Genomic DNA, 20,325 nt, shown 5'->3' with positions numbered 1-20,325 from the left:
TCAACGGCAGCATTTTTTATAGAATCATTCGGAACTTCCACAGCTCTGATATCATCTTTAAAATCAGTTTTAGTTTTCAAAGAAGAATTGATATAACTACCAAACGAGAACACACCGATTAAGAAAATCGATACAAATAGCAGAATAACTTTATACACTCGTTTCACGGTTTTACCTCTATTTTACGCTTAGTTATTGTTCTATAGACGAAAGAATAACGCAAATGTTACACTTTTATTAAGATTTTTTTAACTTTTTTTAAGAAAATCTTGACGCAAATGATATTCTAGTTTGAGTTTCTAACTTAGACTAACCACAAATTGTAGTTTTTTTGGCAAAATTTCAGCCTTAAATCCGCCAGTTCCAATCAATTCGCCATCTGCTTGAATGTAGGTATTTTTTTGAGAAGTTTCAATCGTAACGCTATCCGTTTTAAAAGTTTCCACTTCTGAGTGATTGACAATTGTTCCGTTAAACAATCGCACAACATTCCGTATCAAAGTCCAAAACGTAAAGTTTTTAGCCATCGATACATCAAACAAACCATCGGTAGGATTTACTTCTTTTGTTAATTGCATGCCGCCACCAGAAAATTGACAAATTCCCACAATCGTCAACAAGGATTTGCTAGTAATTGTTCGTTCGTTACTTTTAATAGAAAACTCGTTCGATTTGTACGAGAGCAATCCCAAAACGGTAGACATCAAAAACGACATCGGACCTAAAAACTTGAGTCGTTCATTGCGTTTTACCACGTAGCCATCAAAACCCAATCCTGCCACATTATTAAAAAACACAGTTTTATGCTCCTGCAGTAACGTAAGCTTTCCAATATCTTGAAAAACAGTGTGTTCATCTTTAATAATTTGTACAGCTTTGGCAATATTTTTCGGAATTTTATAGGTTTTTACCCAATCATTTCCAGTGCCTAGTGGAATTACTGCCAATTTAATTTCTTCGAGCGAAACCTGTTGCTGTTGCATCAAACCATTTACAATATGATGTAACGTACCATCGCCGCCAACGCTGACAAACTTTCGATAACCTTTGTCCAGCGCTTCCAAAACCAACTCATATTCGTGATGTGGTTTTTTGGTAAATGTAAAATCATACGGAAGTTCATTTGCTTCAAAAGCAGCTGTAATTTGTGTCCATTTTCGCTTTCGCGAGAAGCTTCCTGAGGTTGGATTCACAATCAAAAACCACATATCTTTACGCATACATAACAACAATTTAATGTGTTGCAAAATACAAATTGTAAAATATTTGTATCTTTGCATCAGAATTATTACTGCTTCTCTCCTATTTTTATGTTTCAAACTGAAACTGTTAATTTCCTAGAAACATAATTTTCCTGACATAAAAATGTATAATTTTAAAAAAGTAAATTCGGTATGCTTTTTTTAGAATAATTAATTATAAACAAAAACCGAATACATGCGTAACAACGTATAAAACAGCATGATATAATGACAAGAAAGAAAAAGAAAAAATCGCATAAGATTCCAAATCTTACAGATGCGATCTTACAAATATTTAAAAAATCTTCCAACAAAGTTTATAACTACAAACAAATAGCTGCAATACTAAATATTACAGATACCAGCGGAAGAAATCAAATCATAAAAACACTTAAAAAACTCCAAGCGAAACAAAAAATTGAAGAAGTTGAGCGCGGAAAATATCGTGTCATTGGCAACACAGAATATTACAAAGGAGTTATTGATATGACTACGCGTGGACAAGGCTATGTAATTTGTGATGATTTTGAAGAAGACATCTTTGTACCAAGTCACAAACTCAACCATGCGTTAGATGGCGATGAGGTTGAAGTATACGTGTACAAACGCCGACGAAACAATCGTCCTGAAGGTGAAATTACCGAAGTCATAAAACGTGCCAAAACAGAATTTGTGGGTGTGTTGCAAATGCAAAAAAACTTTGCGTTTGTCGTAGTTTCCAATCAAAAAATGTACACAGATATTTTTGTGCCAAAAAGTAAAATCAACAATGCAAAAGACGGTGAAAAAGTAGTTGTCGAAATTGAAGATTGGCCAGCGCGTGCCGATTCTCCTTTTGGAGTAGTAAAACAAGTGCTAGGAAAACCAGGCGAACACGATACAGAAATTCATTCCATTTTAGCGGAATACGGATTGCCATATGAATTTCCAGAAACTGTAGAACGATTTGCAAACAAATTAGATACTACTATTCAAGAAGAAGAAATAAAAAAGCGTCGCGATATGCGCGATGTGTTGACATTTACGATTGATCCAAAAAACGCGAAAGATTTTGACGATGCATTGTCGTTTCAAGTGCTTGAAAATGGCAATTACGAAATCGGAATTCACATTGCCGATGTATCGCATTATGTGCAACCAGGAACCATTTTAGATGATGAAGCATACGAACGTGCAACTTCCGTATATTTAGTAGATCGTGTAGTGCCGATGTTGCCAGAAATTCTCTCCAATGGCGCGTGTTCGTTACGACCAAATGAAGAAAAATATACTTTTTCGGCTGTTTTTGAAATCAATAACAAAGCAGAAGTTCTCAAGCAATGGTTTGGACGAACTGTTACGTATTCTGACAAACGATTTGCGTACGAAGAAGCACAAGTCATCATTGAAACGAAAGGCAATGAAATTCCTGCAGATGTTTCCCTTACGGGAGAAGCGTACACGGTTTCGGACGACATTGTACAGGCAACGTTAAAACTAGATGAATTGGCAAAAATCATGCGTGCAAAACGTATGCAGCAAGGTGCTATTTCGTTTGATAAAGTGGAAGTTCGTTTTCATTTAGATGAAAATAACAATCCTGAAGGTGTCTATTTTAAAACGCAAAAAGATGCCAACAAACTGATTGAAGAATTTATGTTATTAGCCAATAAAAGAGTGGCGGCTTTTGTTGGAAAACAAGAACCAGAAAAAACCTTTGTCTATCGTATTCACGACGAACCCGATGTGGAAAAACTGGCAAATTTGCAAACCATCATTTCCCGATTTGGCTATTCTTTAAATTTAAAAACGAGAAAAAGTACGACTTCTTCTTTAAACAAATTATTAGAAGATGTACAAGGAAAAGGCGAGCAAAACATGGTAGATACGCTGGCAATTCGAAGCATGAGCAAAGCAAAATATACCACTAAAAATATTGGTCATTACGGTTTGGCGTTTGATTATTATTCGCATTTTACCTCGCCAATTCGTCGTTATCCTGATGTGATGGTACATCGTTTATTACAGCATTATTTGGATGGTGGAAAATCAGCAGACGCAGAAGTGTATGAAGAAAAATGTGAACATTCGTCTAAAATGGAAGCATTGGCTGCTAGTGCCGAACGTGATTCTATCAAGTACATGCAAATCAAATTCATGCAAGATCATAAAGACGAAGAATTTGTAGGTGTAATTTCGGGCGTTACAGAATGGGGAATTTACGTAGAAATCATTGCCAACAAATGTGAAGGTATGGTTCGCATTCGAGAAATCAAAGACGATTACTACACCTTTGATGAAAAGCAATATGCCTTGGTAGGTGAAGTCACCAAAAACATGTATCAACTCGGTGATGAAGTGGTGGTAAAAGTTAAAAATACTGACTTAATAAAGCGTCATTTGGATTTTGACCTCATTGGAAAGCGCGTTGAGGTAGAAGCCTAATTTTTAATGCATTAATTTAATGATTTGAAAATGTACCAATTGTTCATGTCATTCCTGCAAAGGTAGGAATCCATACTATATTTTTTATTGTTGAACTGAAACTCCTTTATGATTTTGTTTCCACCAACTTGCATCTTGTTTCAGTTCAGTCAAAACCTTTTGTAACAATCGACTGTCTTCTTGTAAATATTCAATGCGATCGTGTAAAGGGATGGTTTCATAAAAATCATCTTCTTGCGCAATTTCCTTTTGTAATTGTGCTATTTCATACGTATTTATGGCAATAAAATCTTGTATTAAGTTGGTCAATCTGTGTTTCATACCGCCCATCATGGTTCCAAAAGTACCTACAGGAGTATCTTTTTTATCATCAGGAACTACATAAGTATATTTTGTAGAATAGTTTCGTCCTTTTGCGACATTGCCATCAGGTTGTAAACCTCTTATAAAATCTTGAAAAGAACTTCCTTTCATAATAGCAAGATATGCACCAACCCAGGTTTTGTCACCATCGTTGTGTTTGTTATTTTCTAGTTGTTCTAAATAGGCTTCAACACCTTTTTGCTCTGTAGAAAACTTACCAAAATTTGACGTTTGTTTTCCATGCGCTTCATCTTTGGTAAGGGCTTCATAGCCTAAATCACCTTTTGATTGTAAGTAGTACGGATTGTTCAATTCGGTATTTCCTTTGTCAAATCCGCCTTGTTCCATCAAGCGATGCGCTAACGGCAGTAAAAATCGAAAATCATGTTCAAAGCTTTCATTACTTTTTTCAGTGATAAGTTTGGTGAGAAGTGCTCTTCTTTTTTGTAAAATAGGCTTCCAGTATGCAATATTTTTTCTCACATCTCCATGCTGGGCAATTTTTCGTTGTATAACGCCCGAACTTTTCGGTTTGATAAAAGGAGATGAATTTGAAGACTTCTGCTCTTTTGAATCATTATGATGCATTTCTCTTCCCATAAAAAGATATATTACCTAATCTAAACAAGATACATTTTTTATTGGTATGAATACAAAATGAAAAACGTGTATTTTTGTAGAAAGTATTAATTAACAATCTAATAGCAATATGATTTTTACCACAACAGACAGTTTTCAAAATAGAGAAATTATAGAATATGTAGGGTTGGTTTCTGGCATGACCTACAATATCAACTACAGTTACAAAGGCATGTCGTTCAAAGACATGTTTAGCATGAAAAAATACTATTCACATGTAGAATCAGCAATCGAAGAAGTCAAGGAAAAAACATTTCAAAAGCTCAAGGAAAATGCTGAAAAACTCAATGCTGACGGCGTGGTAGGAATTCATGTAGATATGGAAGTCAGTGCGGGCGGCGCTGTGATGGTAAGCATTACAGGAACTGCGGTAAAATTGAAGTAAAAACTATCGTTCTGGGACATATACGGGACATATTGGTCTTTTTTAACCGATAATTTACTGAAAACAAAATAGTTACTATTTTTAAATTTCTTTTTTAAATAATAAAAATCCTTACAAAACAAAAAACCCTGATGTACATACATCAGGGTTTCGTTTTATAATGTTTAAAAGATTAATAATCTTCATCCCAACATAAACATGCTACTTCACATGCCATGTCACCAAAGCTTGTAGTTGGTCCGGCACCACAATAAAGTCCTGGTACAAAGGAATAAAAACTTCCTGTTCCACCTGTAACTTCATCGTGATTCAATTCAGAAACTTTTTGCTTGTTAAGCTTTAACGATGTTAAATTCTTTTTTTTCATGATTAGAAAATTTTAAGTTAATACAGTTAAAAGTACCAAACATTCACCAACAAAAAGTATGGTAAAACCGTAATTCATAAACAATTAGAAAAAAATTCAATAAAAACTGTAACAAAGCGTTTTGTACATACTCTTTACTGACAAATACTAAAACCAAAGGATATGAAACATATATTCACATTTATTTTTTGTGCAATTACCTATACAATTTTTGCACAAACACCCATAGAAAAACAAGTAGGAGATTTTGATGAAGTGAAAGTATTCGATTTAATAGAAATCAATCTAATCAAATCCAACGAAGATAAGGTTGTGATTACAGGAGCTGATACTGAAGATGTCGAAATTGTTAACAAACGCGGAAAACTCAAAATTCGCATGAAATTCGATAGAATCTTCGATGGCTCTGAAACTTTTGTAGAAGTATATTACAAAGATATTGACATTATTGACGCGAATGAAGGTGCTGTAATTGTGGCAAACGAAACCATGACGCAACCGTATTTAAAATTAAAAACTCAAGAAGGCGGAAGAATCATTGCTAATTTGGAAGTGGATAACTTAGATTCAAGAGCGGTTTCGGGCGGAATTATTGAAATTTCTGGAAAAGTAAAACATCAAGAAGTAGTGTTGAATACGGGCGGAATTTACGAAGGAAAAAAATTGCTAACAGAGCAAACCAAAGTCAAAGTAAGTGCTGGCGGCGAAGCATACGTTTCGGCTTCGGTATTAGCAGATGCTAAAGTAAGAGCAGGTGGATATATTGAAATTCACGGCGATCCAACCACCATCAAAAAAGACAAAGTTTTTGGAGGAAAAATCAAAGTAAAATAAATTGAGTTTGACATTATAGTAACAGTGGTTTTTCTTTTCCGCAGTGTAGCAGGGATTTTTCGTTAAAATTTCTGAAACCTTGGAAGAAATTTAGAAAAATTCATGCGGTTTTGGTTTTTCTCCTAAAAGAAAAAGCAAAAACACCTCTGGAAAAGTGCCCTTTCTTTTGTTTCTTTTCTTTGGGCAAGCAAAGAATAAGAAAATAAGCAACAGAAATTAGGATGATTGCATTTATTTTTCTTGATAAGAAATAAACTTTTTTAGTAAAAAATTATACTGAACTAATGTTAGAATAACACAGCAACAAAACCATTCATCAATCAATTATAGAAAACGTTCAAACTGCCATTTGGACGTTTTTTTTGTGAATTAAATTTTTCAAGCTTCAATTTATACCAAAAAAACATTTAAAACATACAAAAAGAAAGAAAAGTCAAAAAAATAACACCAGAAATGAAATATAAAAAGCCGTAATTACATCTCTTTTACTACATTTGTTATATGGTTGACGGATTACAATACGCAGTGTTATACGGATTATTTTTATCCTTTGTTGCTATTGGACCTATATTTTTTCTGTTATTAGAAATTAGCATTACCAAAGGTTTCCGAAGTGCCTTAGCATTCGATTTAGGCGCTATTTTTGCAGATATTATCTTCATTATTTTTGCCTATTACAGCACATCAGGATTAATAGAAAAAATAAAAGACGATCCTAATTTAATCATCTTTGGAGGCTTAATTTTGTGCGCGTATGGCGTCATTTCCTATATAAAAACCTCAAAATCATTTCGAAAAATAGTGCGCGAACACTATAGCGTAGATACGCGAAAAAATCTGTTTGGATTGTTTGTAAAAGGGTTCTTTCTCAACTTTATCAACTTTGGCGTATTGGCAGGTTGGATTGTTGCCATTGCTACAGCAAGTAAAATTACAGGCGATACCAAATACGGATTGTTCATTTTTATCACAACTATTTTAGTGACTTTACTAGTGATGGATATCTCCAAAATTATGCTGGCAAAAAAACTAAAAAGTAAAATGACACCGCGTTTTATCTTCAAAGCCAAAAAATGGGTGAGTATTATCATTATCGTTTTTGGTATCATTATGATTATAAAAGGCGGCTATTCGCGAATCTTATAAAAACATAAAAGCCAAAAAAAAATACAGATAGAAAAAAACCTTCTGATTATCAGAAGGTTTTCTTTTTTTGGAGGCGTCGAGCGGATTCGAACCGCTGTACAAGGTTTTGCAGACCTCTGCCTAGCCACTCGGCCACGACGCCATTTGTGATTGCAAATTTAACTAATTTTACATTCTATGCAACAAAAAAGAACTTTTAAATAATATTCCTACGACCTTGTAGAAGTCATTTCAATAGTCACCATTTGCACATTACCACCAATAGGCGGATTAATTTTAGACACTTCAACCGTAGCTTCATTTGCAATAGCAATTTCATCAAAAATACGATTCAAAATACGTTTGGCAACATGTTCTAAAAGTTTGGACGGAATCGCCATTTCTTCTTTTACAATTCTGTTGACATGCACATAATCTACCGTATCTTTCAATCGGTCACTTTGTGCAGAAACTTGAAGATTGGCTTTTACAGCAACATCAACTCTGTAGTCGCTTCCTATCTTAGTTTCTTCATTCAAACATCCATGAAAAGCATACACACGGATATTCGTAACACGAATAATTCCCATAATCAATAATTAATCGTGCAAAAATACGGCTTAATTGATAAACTATCAACTCGCCAAGTTGTAATAAAATCTAGAAAAAGCAACGACTAAACTTCTATGCTAAAACGAATGGTTGCTAAGTTTTTTTAATTGGTAAAGAAATCAAAAACATTGCTAATAGCGCTTGTTTTTGTTTTGTAAAACTCTGTGTACGAACAACGCTCACACGTAACGGAAGTGTACTTCTGATTTTGAATGTCAAATATTTTAGAAAACGTTCCGCCCGTAGCTCTCAACTCTCCTACTTTAAAAGTTCTGTTATGACATTTTAGGCACGAATAATTCCGATGTTGCATGATTTTTATGATTTATGTTAAACAATACATCCAATTAGTGCATTTATACGAGTAATTGTTACAACGCACCATTGCTCTTAAAAACACAAAAATGCTCCATCAATACAAGTTTTAACAATCGTACAGTAAGAAAGGGTTTTATTATAAATATTCGCTTGAATTCCGTATTTTTGACGTTCTATTTTAACAAGTATTTCAAAATAAAATAATGTCTGAAGAAACAAAATCACTCAATTTTATTGAGCACATTATAGAAGAAGATTTGGCAAATGGAATGCCAAAAGAACATCTTCGTTTTCGATTTCCACCGGAACCTAATGGGTATTTACACATTGGGCACACAAAGGCAATCGGAATTAGTTTTGGTTTGGGCGAAAAATACAACGCGCCTGTAAATCTTCGTTTCGACGATACCAATCCAGCCAAAGAAGAGCAGGAATATGTAGATGCTATCAAACGCGATATTTCGTGGCTTGGATATCAATGGGCAAACGAATGTTACTCTTCAGATTATTTTCAGCAATTGTACGATTGGGCAATTCAAATGATAAAAGACGAAAAAGCCTATGTCGATTCGCAATCGTCAGAAGCGATGGCGGAACAAAAAGGAACACCAACGGAAGTTGGCACCAATAGTCCGTTTAGAAACCGAAGCGTGGAAGAAAACTTAGATTTGTTCCAACGTATGAAAAATGGCGAATTTAAAGCTGGAACACATGTATTGCGCGCCAAAATTGACATGGAAGATCCAAACATGCTCATGCGCGACCCAATTATGTACAGAATACTACACGCACATCATCACCGAACTGGAAATGATTGGTGTATTTACCCAATGTACGATTGGACGCATGGTGAAAGTGATTACATTGAGCAAATTTCACATTCCTTATGTTCATTAGAATTTAAGCCACACAGAAAGCTGTACGATTGGTTTAAAGAGTTGGTATATAACTACAGTAAAGATGAATATCCGTTACAACCAAAACAGCGCGAATTTGCACGACTGAATCTCAGTTATACCATCATGAGCAAGCGTAAATTGCTCCAATTGGTCAATGAAAATATTGTAGCTGGTTGGGACGATCCACGCATGCCAACCATTTCTGGCTTACGCCGAAGAGGATACACGCCAGCAGCCATTCGAAAATTTGTAGAAACAGTAGGTGTTGCCAAACGTGAAAATGTCATTGATGTGTCATTATTGGAATTTTGCATTCGCGAAGATTTAAACAAAACGGCAAATCGTGTGATGGCGGTGTTGAATCCTGTGAAATTGGTCATTACGAATTATCCTGAAGGAAAAGAAGAATGGCTTGATGCTGAAAACAATCCAGAAGATGAAAGTGCAGGCAATAGAAAAGTGCCGTTTTCTAAGGAATTATACATTGAACGTGAAGACTTTAAAGAAGAAGCGAGTAGTAAATTTTTCCGCTTAACGCTTGGAAAAGAAGTGCGACTCAAAAACGCATACATCATCAAAGGAGAATCGGTTGTAAAAGATGCTGATGGAAATATTTTGGAAATTCACTGTACGTATGATACCGACAGTTTGAGCGGAAGCGGAACGGAAGCAAGTTTACGAAAAGTCAAAGGAACCTTGCACTGGGTTTCTATTGCACATGCTGTCAATGCTGAGGTTCGTGTGTACGACCGTTTATTTTCGGATGAAGCGCCAGATGGTCACAAAGACAAGGATTTTATGGAATTCATCAACCCGAATTCGTTAACCATTGTCAATGCGTTTGTAGAACCATATTTAAAAGAAGCAACTATTGGAGAACGTTTTCAATTTCAACGTTTGGGCTATTTCTGTGTGGACGAAGATACAACTACAGATACGCTAATTTTCAACAAAACCGTTGGATTGCGTGATACGTGGGCGAAACAAAAACCAAAGGAAAAACAACCACAACAACCTCAGCAGCATAAATCACAAAAAAATCAACACCAACGCCCTCCAATTGAGGAAATCAAACAATTAGGAAAAAAGTACACCAATCTTCCAGAAGAAAAGCAGCAACAAGCAAAACAAAAGATTCAAACCTTAGCTGAAAACGTTGTGTTTGAAGATTTAGAACCGTTATTTGACACAGCAGCCAAAAAAGCGGGAACTCGCATTGCAGCCATGCTAACGCTCGGTGTGTTGTTGAAAAACGGTCAAAAACGTACCGAAAGCATCAACGAATTCATAGAAAAAGCGTTGGAAGACCAAAATGAACTCTTAGTGGCTGAGGCAAAACAGGTATAACACATTACACATTATATTTTGAAAAGACTGTACAAAAACGTACAGTCTTTTTTTGTTTAAAAATACCTTCAAAATAAGGCTTCACTCCTATCCTATTCGTTCCATAAAAAACCGTCACAAAAAACGAATAGAATGTGATATTTTGAATAATTGGCAAAACTGATGCATCACTACTGTAGAATTCTCGCTACACAATCTGTCGCAAGACAAGAATATTTCTAAGCTAAAAGAAAATTAAGCGAAATGTATATCATAAAACAGATGCATCATATTTTCAAAATATGACTAGCCAACAAAAAAATCGAGCTAAATACCTAAAAAAGATGAATATAAATCAACGCTATCACTAAAAATCTTAACAATTTTTTGCGAACTAATCATTATATTAGCGAGCTAAATACATTTTTAATAAAAATTTATCATTAAAAAAGCCTCGATGAATCAAAAAAATAGATTTAGATCCTTACAAACTAAACAAAAATTGTCATGAAAAAAATTACGCTAACAAAGAGCTTTTCTAGTTCTTTCATTCCTATGTTAGTGGCAGTAATTCTATTAAACTGTACCTTTTTGTCTGCACAAAATACCGTGTATTTTCAAGATGAGGTCATTACTATGCCAACTAACATTACATCATTCAATTGGAATCTGATGCCACAATCAGCCAAATTTGATAATGGATATTTTGCATGGGTTCGCTTTAGCGAAACACCAACGCAAGCCATTCAAAATCAATTTGCAGAAAGAAATCTCAGACTTATTGAGTATTTCCCTGAAAAAACATACTTAGTGCATTTTCCTGAAAATACAGCAATTTCGTATTTACAATCTTCAGGAATTATTTCTATCATTCCAGTTGAAGATAACTTTAAAAAATCATCACAAATCAAGTTCAACAATATAGACGACCACGCTATTGAAGGAAACAATATTGTAGTGATGTTGGAATATTATGATTTTATTGATAAAAGTTATGTACTTCGTCAACTTTCAAACATTAACGGCGTGTACATCAAAGAAAACTACACGTCTAGTAACTATATTCAAGTGTCCATTCCATCAAATGCGATGGACGAGGTAGTATCAAAACCATTCATTAAATGGGTAGAATTAATTCCGCCACCAGCTGTTTTAGAAGACGATAGAGGGAGAAGCATTCACCGTTCATCTAACTTAGACACACAAACACTTGGAGGAAGAAACTATACAGGAGCAGGAGTAGGCGTATTGGTTCGCGATGACGGAATTGTAGGACCACACATTGACTTTCAAGGAAGATTAAACACTTTAGTAACTTCTAACGGAGGAACACACGGTGATGGTGTATCTGGAATTATGGCTGGAGCTGGAAATTTAGATCCAACCAACCGCGGAATGGCAGCAGGAAGTGAAGTATATGTTACAACCATAGCAGTTTCTTTCTTAGACGGACCAACGGTAAGTTTACTAAACAGTGGCGATGTTCAAATTACGAACAACTCGTACGGAACAACTTGTAATGGTGGTTACACAGCAGCCGCTAGAACGGTTGATGAGCAAATTAGCACCATTCCTTCGGCATTACATGTATTTTCGGCTGGAAATTCAGGAACATCCAACTGTGGATATGGAGCAGGAGCTGGCTGGGGAAATATTACTGGTGGAGCAAAACAAGGTAAAAACGGAATCGCAACCGCAAACACCTTCTTTAATGGACAATTGGTAAGCTCAAGTAGTCGTGGACCAGCATATGATGGACGAATCAAACCAGATATTACAGCACACGGACAAGGACAAATTTCAACCACAACCAACAATAATTATCAAACATTTGGAGGAACTTCTGGAGCCGCACCTGGAATTGCTGGAGTAGCAGCACAGTTGTACGAAGCGTATGCAAACTTAAATAGTGGAAACTTACCAGAGTCAGGTTTGATTAAAGCTGCGATGCTCAACACGGCAAACGATTATGGAAATGAAGGTCCAGACTTTAGTTTTGGTTGGGGAATGGTAAATGGATTACGAGCAGCGATGCTAATTGAAGAAGGACGCTATTTAGACGCAACTGTTTCACAAGGAGCTAACAATTCGCACTCAATTACAGTTCCAGCCAATACAAGAGAAGTTCGTTTTATGGTGTATTGGGATGATGCTCCTGCAGCTTCTGGAGCAGCAACAGCCTTAGTAAATGATTTAGACGTGGTAGTAACCGACCCAAGTATGACAACGCATCAACCTTGGGTATTAGACACCACACCAAACGCAGCATTTTTAAATCTTCCAGCTTCAAGAGGAACGGATCATTTAAACAATATGGAGCAGGTTTTAATTGACAATCCAGCAGCAGGAACGTACAATGTGAGCGTAACAGGATTCAATGTTCCTGTAGGACCACAAAAATATCACTTGGTATATGAAATCATTACAGACGGATTAACATTAACGTATCCAGTTGGTGGAGAAAAACTAGTTTCTGGTTCTCAAACAATAATTCACTGGGATGCAAACGATGCTACTAGCAACACTGTAATTGAGCTTTCTGAAGATAACGGAGCTACGTGGACATCATTAGTAACATTGCCAGCTTCATCAATAAACTATACTTGGAATCTTCCAAACAACCTTTCTTCGGGAGAATGTCTTATCAGAATTACAAATGGTACATTCACTGATCAATCTCCAGCAAACTTTTCGGTTGCAAGACGTGTAACAGGAGTTGCCATTACGCAAGTATGTCCGTCGGGTGCAGAAATCACTTGGGGACCTGTACCAGGAGCAAGCACCTACGATGTATATATTTTAGGAGAAAAATACATGGAAATTGCAGGAAGTACTACAGCAACAAGTTTAAATGTTGCTATTCCAAATCCATTAGATCCATTATGGGTTTCTGTAGTTGCTAAAGGAGGAAACGGATGGGAATCACTTCGTTCCAACGCCGTAACTGTGAATCAAGGAAACGGTGGATTGTTTAACTGTCCATTAGCAAAAGATATGGCTGTAACTGCTATTAACAACACCGAAAGTGATTTTGACAAACTTTGCAATACCGATCCAATCATCATTTCGGCAGATATCGAAAACGAAGGTACAGATGCACAGTCAAACTTTACAGTTTCGTATCAAGTAGGTTCTGAACCCATTGTAAATGAAACGTATACTGCAACGTTAAATGCTGGTGCTACAGATACGTATGTATTTACTACGCCAGCAACAGTAACCACCAATGGCGATACAACATTACGTGTATGGACGTCGTTGACGGGTGATGAATTTTCAAATAATGACGAGCGAACTTTTAGCTTTAATGCATTGATTAGCGGAACGGCAATCAACTTTTCGGAAGATTTTGAATCAACAAGTGTGATTCCAAGCGATTGGACAATTACGAATTTTGACGGTTCTACAACGTGGGTTCCTGCGCTTAATATCACGGGAATTGATGGAAATACAACAAGTTCAGTATTTATTGATGCTTACAATTATAGTAGTGCTGTCGGTCAGCAAGATTGGTTAATTACGGAGTATTTTGACTTAACAAGCGTGACGGATGCTACGCTAATGTTCGATTTAGCAAAAGCACAATACAGCGCCACTAATTCAGATGATTTACGTATTGATATTTCTACAGATTGTGGCGCAACGTACACACAAATCTACTTTAAAGACGGTGCCGATTTGGCAACAGTTCCAGACGATACCAATCCTTTTTCACCAACAAGTGCTTCCGATTGGAGAACGGAAACAGTGAATTTAGATGCGTATATTGGAAACAATGTCTTACTTCGTTTTGCACACGTAAACGGTTTTGGTAATAACATGTATATTGATAACTTACGCGTAGAAACAACCTTATCTGTTGGAGAAAACGCGTTGGAAGGAGCAATTTCTATGTATCCAAATCCAGCATCAAGCAATGTGGATGTAGTTATCAACACAACTGTTGGAAATACCTATGAAATTGAATTGTTAAACAGTATCGGACAAACCATCACAAAAATTGAAGAAACGCGTTTCAATGCAAACGCACGTCAAAAATTAGATGTTTCTAGATACGGAACTGGATTATATTTTGTAAAAATTAAAGTGGGCAATCAAATGGTGACTAAAAAATTGATTGTTAACTAAAACGATAAACACCAATCCAACCATTCTATAAAAATCCTGAGAGCAATTGTGTTCTTGGGATTTTTTTCATGAAAAAACACACCATAATCTTTCTCGATGAATTCTTTTGTAACTATAAGTAGCAACTATTAAAAACAACTTCTTTAGGTGCGTTTTCTTGAATGAAAAATAATATTTAAACCACTTTAGTGAGAAGTCAAAAAACTGAGCTAAAAACCAGCTTAAAACAAGAAAAAACCCGTTTGAAGCGTATTTTGAAAAATTTTGAATCTATTCATAAAAAAACGACTCACTTTTTTAGTTTTCTATCAAATTGTCAGCATTTTTATGACAATCGTCTTGTAAAAAAGTAAGCCGAATTTTATACAATACTTTCGAAGCAATTCGAAAAGGTAAGAAGTATCGAAAAATTATTCCTTATTAATTTTTTTCATTTCCATTGTATTCTCAGGGATGTTCATTTCTGTTTTAAAATTTGGAAAATAGGTAGCTACAGAACCTGTGTTTTTCATTTCTTTCGCTTCTACAAATGTCCATTTTTTAGTTGTTTCATTATAAAAGCCAATCATATAGCTCGTAGAAAAAATACGCATATCTTTCATTTTCATGACATTGTAATTTTCTACATAACAACGATATTCTCCTTGTTCTTTTACAACATCCGATACGGACTTGGTTTGTGCAATTTCAAATTTAAAACCTTCTGCCTTCATTTGGTCAAAAGTTGATTTTAAAAATTCTACCATAACGTCCGCTCCGCCTGCAGCTTTTAAAATATTTGGATGTGTATACGTGAGTAAGGTTTCAAAATCTTGTTCTAAGGTCGCTTTACAAGCAGCCATCGCGTCGCGCATTGCACTTCCTTTTAAAGTAGTGAGGCTTTGAGAAAACACCTGAGTAGCACAAAAGATAAATAGGAGTAAAGTGATTTTTTTCATAATATTAGTTTGTGATTGGGTATAAATATACACATAAAAAAAGCTGTTTTTAAAGTAAAATTTCGTCAAACCAAATCAAGTTCGGTTTCTCATAACAGCTAAAAATTAGGATGATGAGATTCTGAGTCAAGCTCAGAATGACGTTTAAAAACTTTAAAAAAACAGCCTTTTACGTGTTTTTATAAATAATTATTTATCAGATTCGCCTTTTTTGCGTTTTGCTTCTTTCATGGCTTCTCCAATTTGGTTACTTGCTGTAAAACTCGCTACCATATTGTTGAGCATGTCGCTTCCCGCTTGTGGAGAATTTGGTAATAAAATCAAATTACTATTGGTTTCTTCACCAATGGATTGTAAAGTATCGTAATGTTGTGTTACAACAATCAACGCAGACGCTTCTTGCGAATTGATTCCTACCTTATTCAACACTTCTACGGATTCTTCCAAACCACGCGCAATTTCACGACGCTGATCGGCAATACCTTGACCTTGTAAACGCTTGCTTTCCGCTTCTGCTTTTGCTTTTTCTACAATTAAAATACGCTGTGCATCACCTTCATATTGTGCAGCAATTTTTTCACGTTCGGAAGCATTAATGCGGTTCATGGCAGCTTTTACTTGCGCATCAGGATCAATATCAGTTACCAGTGTTTTAATAATATCATATCCATAGTCCATCATAGCATCGTTCAATTCTGCTTTTACCGCAATGGCGATGTCATCTTTTTTCACAAAGACGTCATCCAATTTCATTTTTGGAACTTCGGCACGCACTACGTCAAATACATACGATGTAATTTGATCGTGCGGATAATCTAACTTGTAAAAGGCGTCATATACCTTTTCTTTAATAACCATGTACTGTACAGAAACTTTCAATCGTACAAAAACATCGTCTAAAGTTTTGGTTTCAACAATCACATCTAATTGCTGAATTTTCAAACTTAGCTTTCCCGCAATTCTATCAACGAGCGGAATTTTTAATTGTAATCCTGATTGTCGAATACTTTGGAAACGACCGAAACGCTCAATAATGGCGGCTGTTTGTTGTTTTACAATAAAAAAAGTAGCAATCAAAAAAATGACAGCAGCAACTATTAAAACAATAGCAGTTGGACTTAATGGCATAATGTGTAGTATTTAAAATGTTAGTATATAAAAATAATTGTTTTTGTGTAAAAAAAGATACATTTGCCAACTTTAAATATAAAGTTTCCCCAAATGCAACAATCTATTTACAGGATATTAGTAGTAATTACCATACTTTTTGTTACAAAATCTTTTTCACAAGGGCGATACGACAATTACAATCGTTTAGGAATTTCCGCAGGAATTCATCAATTTGATATAAAAACGGATGATTTAGTTACGACAAAATCCACAGGTTTTCAAGCCGGATTATCAACGCGCGGAACTGTTGCTCGACACGTTGATATGGTGTATTTTTTGCATCTAAACTTTCACGAATTCAATGTGATGGGACGACAAACCTTACTGTCTGAAAATGTCGAAATTCCGTTCAATTTGTTGGCGGCGAAAATTGGCGTGTTGGGAAGTTACAAAATCAGCGAGAAACATTTTAGTGTGGAATTTGGTCCAGCGTTACAACTCTCGGAAAAATTTGAAGTTGACAGTGAATTTGAAGACTATATTTTACAAGGATACGACACATTTACTGCCAAAGAAGCGCGACAAACCAATCGTGTAAACATCATGGGAATTATAGGTGTTTCGGCAGGATTTCAATCTTTTAAAATCTCGTTGCAATACGAATATGGAATTTCCAACGTTCTTAGTAAGTTATCTGTGAATAATCAACAATTAAAAGGACATATAGAACAGTTGAGTGTTTTAGCCACTTTCTATTTGTAATAACACGTAAAAAGAGCGCTAATTGGCGCTCTTTTTTATATATTGAATTGAGTCATGCTGAACTTGATTCAGCATCGCATAACAGCATTCTAAATTTCTACAACATCCCCAAAACCTTCTCAATACGCTTGATGGTTTCTTGTTTTCCAATCATAAACATAATGGTAAACAAATCTGGACCACTTAATGCGCCAGCTAAGGCAAAACGCAACGGTTGCATGACTTTTCCAAAACCAATTTCGTTGTCAGTAATCCAACCTTTGATATTGGTTTGCAAGCTTTCTACGGTATACTCTTCTGTTGAATTAATAATGTCTATCAACTTGCGCAAAATATCGTCTGTACCTTCTTTTAAGGCTTTTTTCTGGGCTTTTTCATCAAATTCTGTTGGCGCGACAAAGAAAAAGTGACTTTCATCCCACAATTCTTTTACAAACGAAACACGCTCTTTGACAAGACCAACCACCATTTCAATATATTGGATATCAATTCCGTTCAATTCTGGGCGCAATGCTTGAAACGATTTCGCTAAATATTCGTTCGATTTATGATGCATATACTGCTGATTGAACCACTGCATTTTGTCAATATCAAATCGTGCACCTGCTTTGTTGATACGCTCCAATTCGAATGCTTCAATTAGTTCTTCCAGACTGAAAATTTCTTGTTCCGTTCCAGGATTCCATCCCAAAAAGGCTAAAAAGTTTATCAACGCATCGTCAAAATAGCCTTCTTCTTTAAAGCCTAAATACAATTGGTCTTCTTTATCATCATGCCATTCCATTGGAAATACGGGAAAGCCAAATTTAGCACCATCGCGCTTGCTGAGTTTTCCTTTTCCTGTGGGCTTTAAGATTAATGGCAAATGCGCAAACTGAGGTGCTTCCCAACCAAAAGAACGGTACAGTAAATTGTGTAATGCTAACGAAGGCAACCATTCTTCTCCACGAATAACGTGCGTAATTTCCATTAAATGGTCGTCCACAATATTCGCTAGGTGATAGGTGGGCATTCCATCACTTTTGAACAATATTTTATCATCTAAAATATTGGTATCAATTTCGACATCGCCACGCACAATATCTTGTAAATGTAAGGTTTCGCCTTGTGGCGATTTAAAACGAATGACATACGGTTCGCCCGCATCCAGTTTTGCTTGTACTTCTTCTGCCGAAAGCGACAAAGAATTCGTCAATTTTAATCGATTGTGCCAATTGTAAATAAAGGTTTTGCCTTTAGCTTCATGTTCTTTTCTGTGAGCATCCAACGCTTCTGCAGTATCAAAAGCATAATACGCATGTCCTTTTTCAATTAGTTCATCGGCATATTTTCTATACAAATGCTTACGTTCACTTTGTCGGTATGGACCAAATCCGCCATCTTTTCCAATGCCTTCATCAAACGGAATTCCACACCATTCCAATGCATCTACAATGTATTGTTCGGCACCTTCCACAAATCTGTTTTGATCGGTATCTTCAATACGTAATACAAAATCGCCACCGTGTTTTTTGGCGAATAGATAATTGAATAGGGCGGTTCTTACGCCTCCAATGTGTAATGGTCCTGTGGGACTCGGTGCAAAACGAACACGAACTTTTTGAGTCATAGATTTTTTGGTAAATGATTATAAAGCGCAAAGGTACTAGGAAAAGTGAAACCCTCAAAGTTTTAATTTTTGAGGGTTTTTATGCTATTTTGCTAGTGAAACCATTTCTTGCGGAATGCGCTTGTTCATCACTTTAAACCACAACGGTGGAATGAGCGCCATAACCATCGACGTTGGATAGCCAAAAGGCATTTGCGGACTTTTTTCGTGACAATCTAACAATTGATATTTTTTAGAAGCTTTGTAATGATGGTCGCTGTGACGTGTGAGTTCGTACAATATAATACGTCCAATTACATGATTGGAATTCCAAGAGTGAATTTCGCGTACGCGCTCGTAACGACCTGATGCTAGTTTTTTTCGGAGCAATCCGTAATGTTCTATATAGTTGATGGTTTCTAAGAGTAAAAAACTCACCACAGCGCTTGCTACAGCAAACAAAAGTGCCAAACTTCCCAAGAAAAAGAAAATACTCGCCAAGTAACTTATCTGCAGCAGCGTAAACCAAAACATGTTGTTTTTAAACGAGAAAAAAGAGAAGTTTCCACGCTTTTGTAAGTTTTGTTGAATGTTCCAAGCATTCACATATTGGCGAACTGTTGAGGTAATCCAAAACGAATACACAACTTGATTGTATCTCGCGGTTGCAGGATCTTCTTTGGTGGCGGCGTGTAAATGATGTCCAAAATTATGCTCTACAAAAAAGTGCATGTACAACGAAGGCAAGAGTAGTAATTTTGCCATAAACTGCTCGTATTTTGTTTGTCGGTGACCAAGTTCATGTGCCACATTGATACCGTTGGAGCCTAACACAATTCCCGTTGAAAAGATGAGTCCAATGAGTTCGTAGGTTTCGTACATTCCGCTAGAAACATTTAAAAGTGTCACTAGCAACAAGCCAAAAACTACAGGAATGTTCAAATATAGTAACCAATCAAAAATTGGGTTGATGGACTTTTCTGCAACTTCTTCTTCAGATAAATTTTCGGTGTTTTGCGAAAAAATCAATTCCATCAACGGAATCATTCCAAAAGCATATATAGGTGTCAAAAATGTATAATAACCGCGCAAATACAACGCAATAATAGCAACTACAGGTGTAGAAAATGCGGCTATATATTTTAAATCTTTCATGATTTCATTTCTAAGTTCCAAGCATTTAAAAGTACCATTTTTTTCTTTGAAATGAAATTAAAGTATAATACTAACGATTTGAGCACGATTATGGCTAAGTTGTAAGAAATA

At 35.8% G+C, this 20,325-nt stretch carries 16 protein-coding genes and 1 tRNA gene; 7 read left to right on the top strand and 10 right to left on the bottom strand.

The features are described from left to right. Positions 1 to 299 precede the first annotated feature (299 nt). Positions 300 to 1,220 carry a diacylglycerol/lipid kinase family protein gene (locus tag C8N46_RS13520; protein ID WP_108115443.1) on the bottom strand — a complete coding sequence of 307 codons (921 nt, stop codon included), beginning with the start codon at positions 1,218 to 1,220 and terminating at the stop codon, positions 300 to 302. A 249-nt stretch (positions 1,221 to 1,469) separates the two neighbouring features. Between C8N46_RS13520 and rnr the strand changes: the two genes are divergently transcribed. Then, a complete protein-coding gene (gene rnr / locus C8N46_RS13515; RefSeq protein ID WP_108115442.1) occupies positions 1,470 to 3,665 on the top strand; it encodes a ribonuclease R in 2,196 nt (731 codons plus the stop codon). Positions 3,666 to 3,749: 84 nt separating this feature from the next. Here the strand turns inward: rnr and C8N46_RS13510 are convergent, their stop codons facing one another. Beyond that, a complete protein-coding gene (locus C8N46_RS13510) occupies positions 3,750 to 4,628 on the bottom strand; it encodes a hypothetical protein (RefSeq protein ID WP_108115441.1) in 879 nt (292 codons plus the stop codon). Positions 4,629 to 4,737: 109 nt separating this feature from the next. On the opposite strand from C8N46_RS13510, the gene C8N46_RS13505 reads away from it, so the two are divergent. Further along, a complete protein-coding gene (locus C8N46_RS13505; RefSeq protein WP_108115440.1) occupies positions 4,738 to 5,052 on the top strand; it encodes a YbjQ family protein in 315 nt (104 codons plus the stop codon). A 172-nt stretch (positions 5,053 to 5,224) separates the two neighbouring features. Here the strand turns inward: C8N46_RS13505 and C8N46_RS13500 are convergent, their stop codons facing one another. Further along, positions 5,225 to 5,419 (bottom strand): hypothetical protein, encoded by a 195-nt coding sequence (locus tag C8N46_RS13500; RefSeq protein WP_108115439.1) that lies wholly within the window; start codon positions 5,417 to 5,419, stop codon positions 5,225 to 5,227. A gap of 162 nt (positions 5,420 to 5,581) precedes the next feature. Here C8N46_RS13500 and C8N46_RS13495 point away from each other — a divergent pair, with 162 nt between their 5' ends. Together C8N46_RS13495 and C8N46_RS13490 are read left to right on the top strand one after the other, a co-directional pair. Then, the gene (locus C8N46_RS13495; protein ID WP_108115438.1) at positions 5,582 to 6,253 is read left to right on the top strand and encodes a head GIN domain-containing protein; all 672 of its coding nucleotides are present in this window, start codon (positions 5,582 to 5,584) and stop codon (positions 6,251 to 6,253) included. Positions 6,254 to 6,754: 501 nt separating this feature from the next. Next, positions 6,755 to 7,399: a LysE family transporter gene (locus C8N46_RS13490; protein ID WP_108115437.1), complete on the top strand. Its 645-nt coding sequence runs from the start codon at positions 6,755 to 6,757 to the stop codon at positions 7,397 to 7,399. 68 nt (positions 7,400 to 7,467) lie between these two features. Here the strand turns inward: C8N46_RS13490 and C8N46_RS13485 are convergent. The 3 genes from C8N46_RS13485 to C8N46_RS13475 all read right to left on the bottom strand — a co-directional run bounded on the left by C8N46_RS13485 (position 7,468) and on the right by C8N46_RS13475 (position 8,303). Further along, positions 7,468 to 7,541, bottom strand: a tRNA-Cys gene (locus C8N46_RS13485). A gap of 67 nt (positions 7,542 to 7,608) precedes the next feature. After that, a complete protein-coding gene (gene folB, locus C8N46_RS13480; protein WP_108115436.1) occupies positions 7,609 to 7,968 on the bottom strand; it encodes a dihydroneopterin aldolase in 360 nt (119 codons plus the stop codon). A 125-nt stretch (positions 7,969 to 8,093) separates the two neighbouring features. Then, complete coding sequence (locus tag C8N46_RS13475) at positions 8,094 to 8,303, bottom strand: zinc ribbon domain-containing protein (RefSeq protein ID WP_108115435.1); 210 nt, start codon at positions 8,301 to 8,303, stop codon at positions 8,094 to 8,096. Positions 8,304 to 8,511: 208 nt separating this feature from the next. On the opposite strand from C8N46_RS13475, the gene C8N46_RS13470 reads away from it, so the two are divergent. Then, on the top strand, positions 8,512 to 10,554 hold the full coding sequence (locus C8N46_RS13470; RefSeq protein WP_108115434.1) for a glutamine--tRNA ligase/YqeY domain fusion protein: 2,043 nt from the start codon (positions 8,512 to 8,514) through the stop codon (positions 10,552 to 10,554). A 486-nt stretch (positions 10,555 to 11,040) separates the two neighbouring features. Beyond that, positions 11,041 to 14,661: a S8 family serine peptidase gene (locus tag C8N46_RS13465; protein WP_108115433.1), complete on the top strand. Its 3,621-nt coding sequence runs from the start codon at positions 11,041 to 11,043 to the stop codon at positions 14,659 to 14,661. 410 nt (positions 14,662 to 15,071) lie between these two features. Here C8N46_RS13465 and C8N46_RS13460 read toward each other — a convergent pair whose 3' ends face one another. Further along, a complete protein-coding gene (locus C8N46_RS13460) occupies positions 15,072 to 15,599 on the bottom strand; it encodes a hypothetical protein (RefSeq protein ID WP_108115432.1) in 528 nt (175 codons plus the stop codon). A gap of 189 nt (positions 15,600 to 15,788) precedes the next feature. Beyond that, positions 15,789 to 16,727 (bottom strand): SPFH domain-containing protein, encoded by a 939-nt coding sequence (locus tag C8N46_RS13455; RefSeq protein WP_108115431.1) that lies wholly within the window; start codon positions 16,725 to 16,727, stop codon positions 15,789 to 15,791. A gap of 93 nt (positions 16,728 to 16,820) precedes the next feature. Between C8N46_RS13455 and C8N46_RS13450 the strand changes: the two genes are divergently transcribed. Continuing rightward, entirely contained in the window at positions 16,821 to 17,471 is a 651-nt protein-coding gene (locus C8N46_RS13450; protein ID WP_108115430.1) for an outer membrane beta-barrel protein, read from the top strand. 97 nt (positions 17,472 to 17,568) lie between these two features. On the opposite strand, the gene gltX is transcribed toward C8N46_RS13450, so the two are convergent. Both gltX and C8N46_RS13440 read right to left on the bottom strand, forming a co-directional pair. Next, entirely contained in the window at positions 17,569 to 19,080 is a 1,512-nt protein-coding gene (gene gltX / locus C8N46_RS13445; protein WP_108115429.1) for a glutamate--tRNA ligase, read from the bottom strand. Between the two features lie 84 nt (positions 19,081 to 19,164). Further along, positions 19,165 to 20,214, bottom strand: coding sequence for an alkane 1-monooxygenase (locus C8N46_RS13440; protein ID WP_108115428.1), 1,050 nt, complete (start codon positions 20,212 to 20,214; stop codon positions 19,165 to 19,167). Positions 20,215 to 20,325: the final 111 nt, after the last annotated feature.

The sequence above is a fragment of the Kordia periserrulae genome (assembly GCF_003054265.1).
Classification (GTDB): Bacteria; Bacteroidota; Bacteroidia; order Flavobacteriales; family Flavobacteriaceae; genus Kordia; species Kordia periserrulae.
Note: the sequence above shows the minus strand (reverse complement) of the source record. Positions and strands in the feature narration are given on the sequence as shown.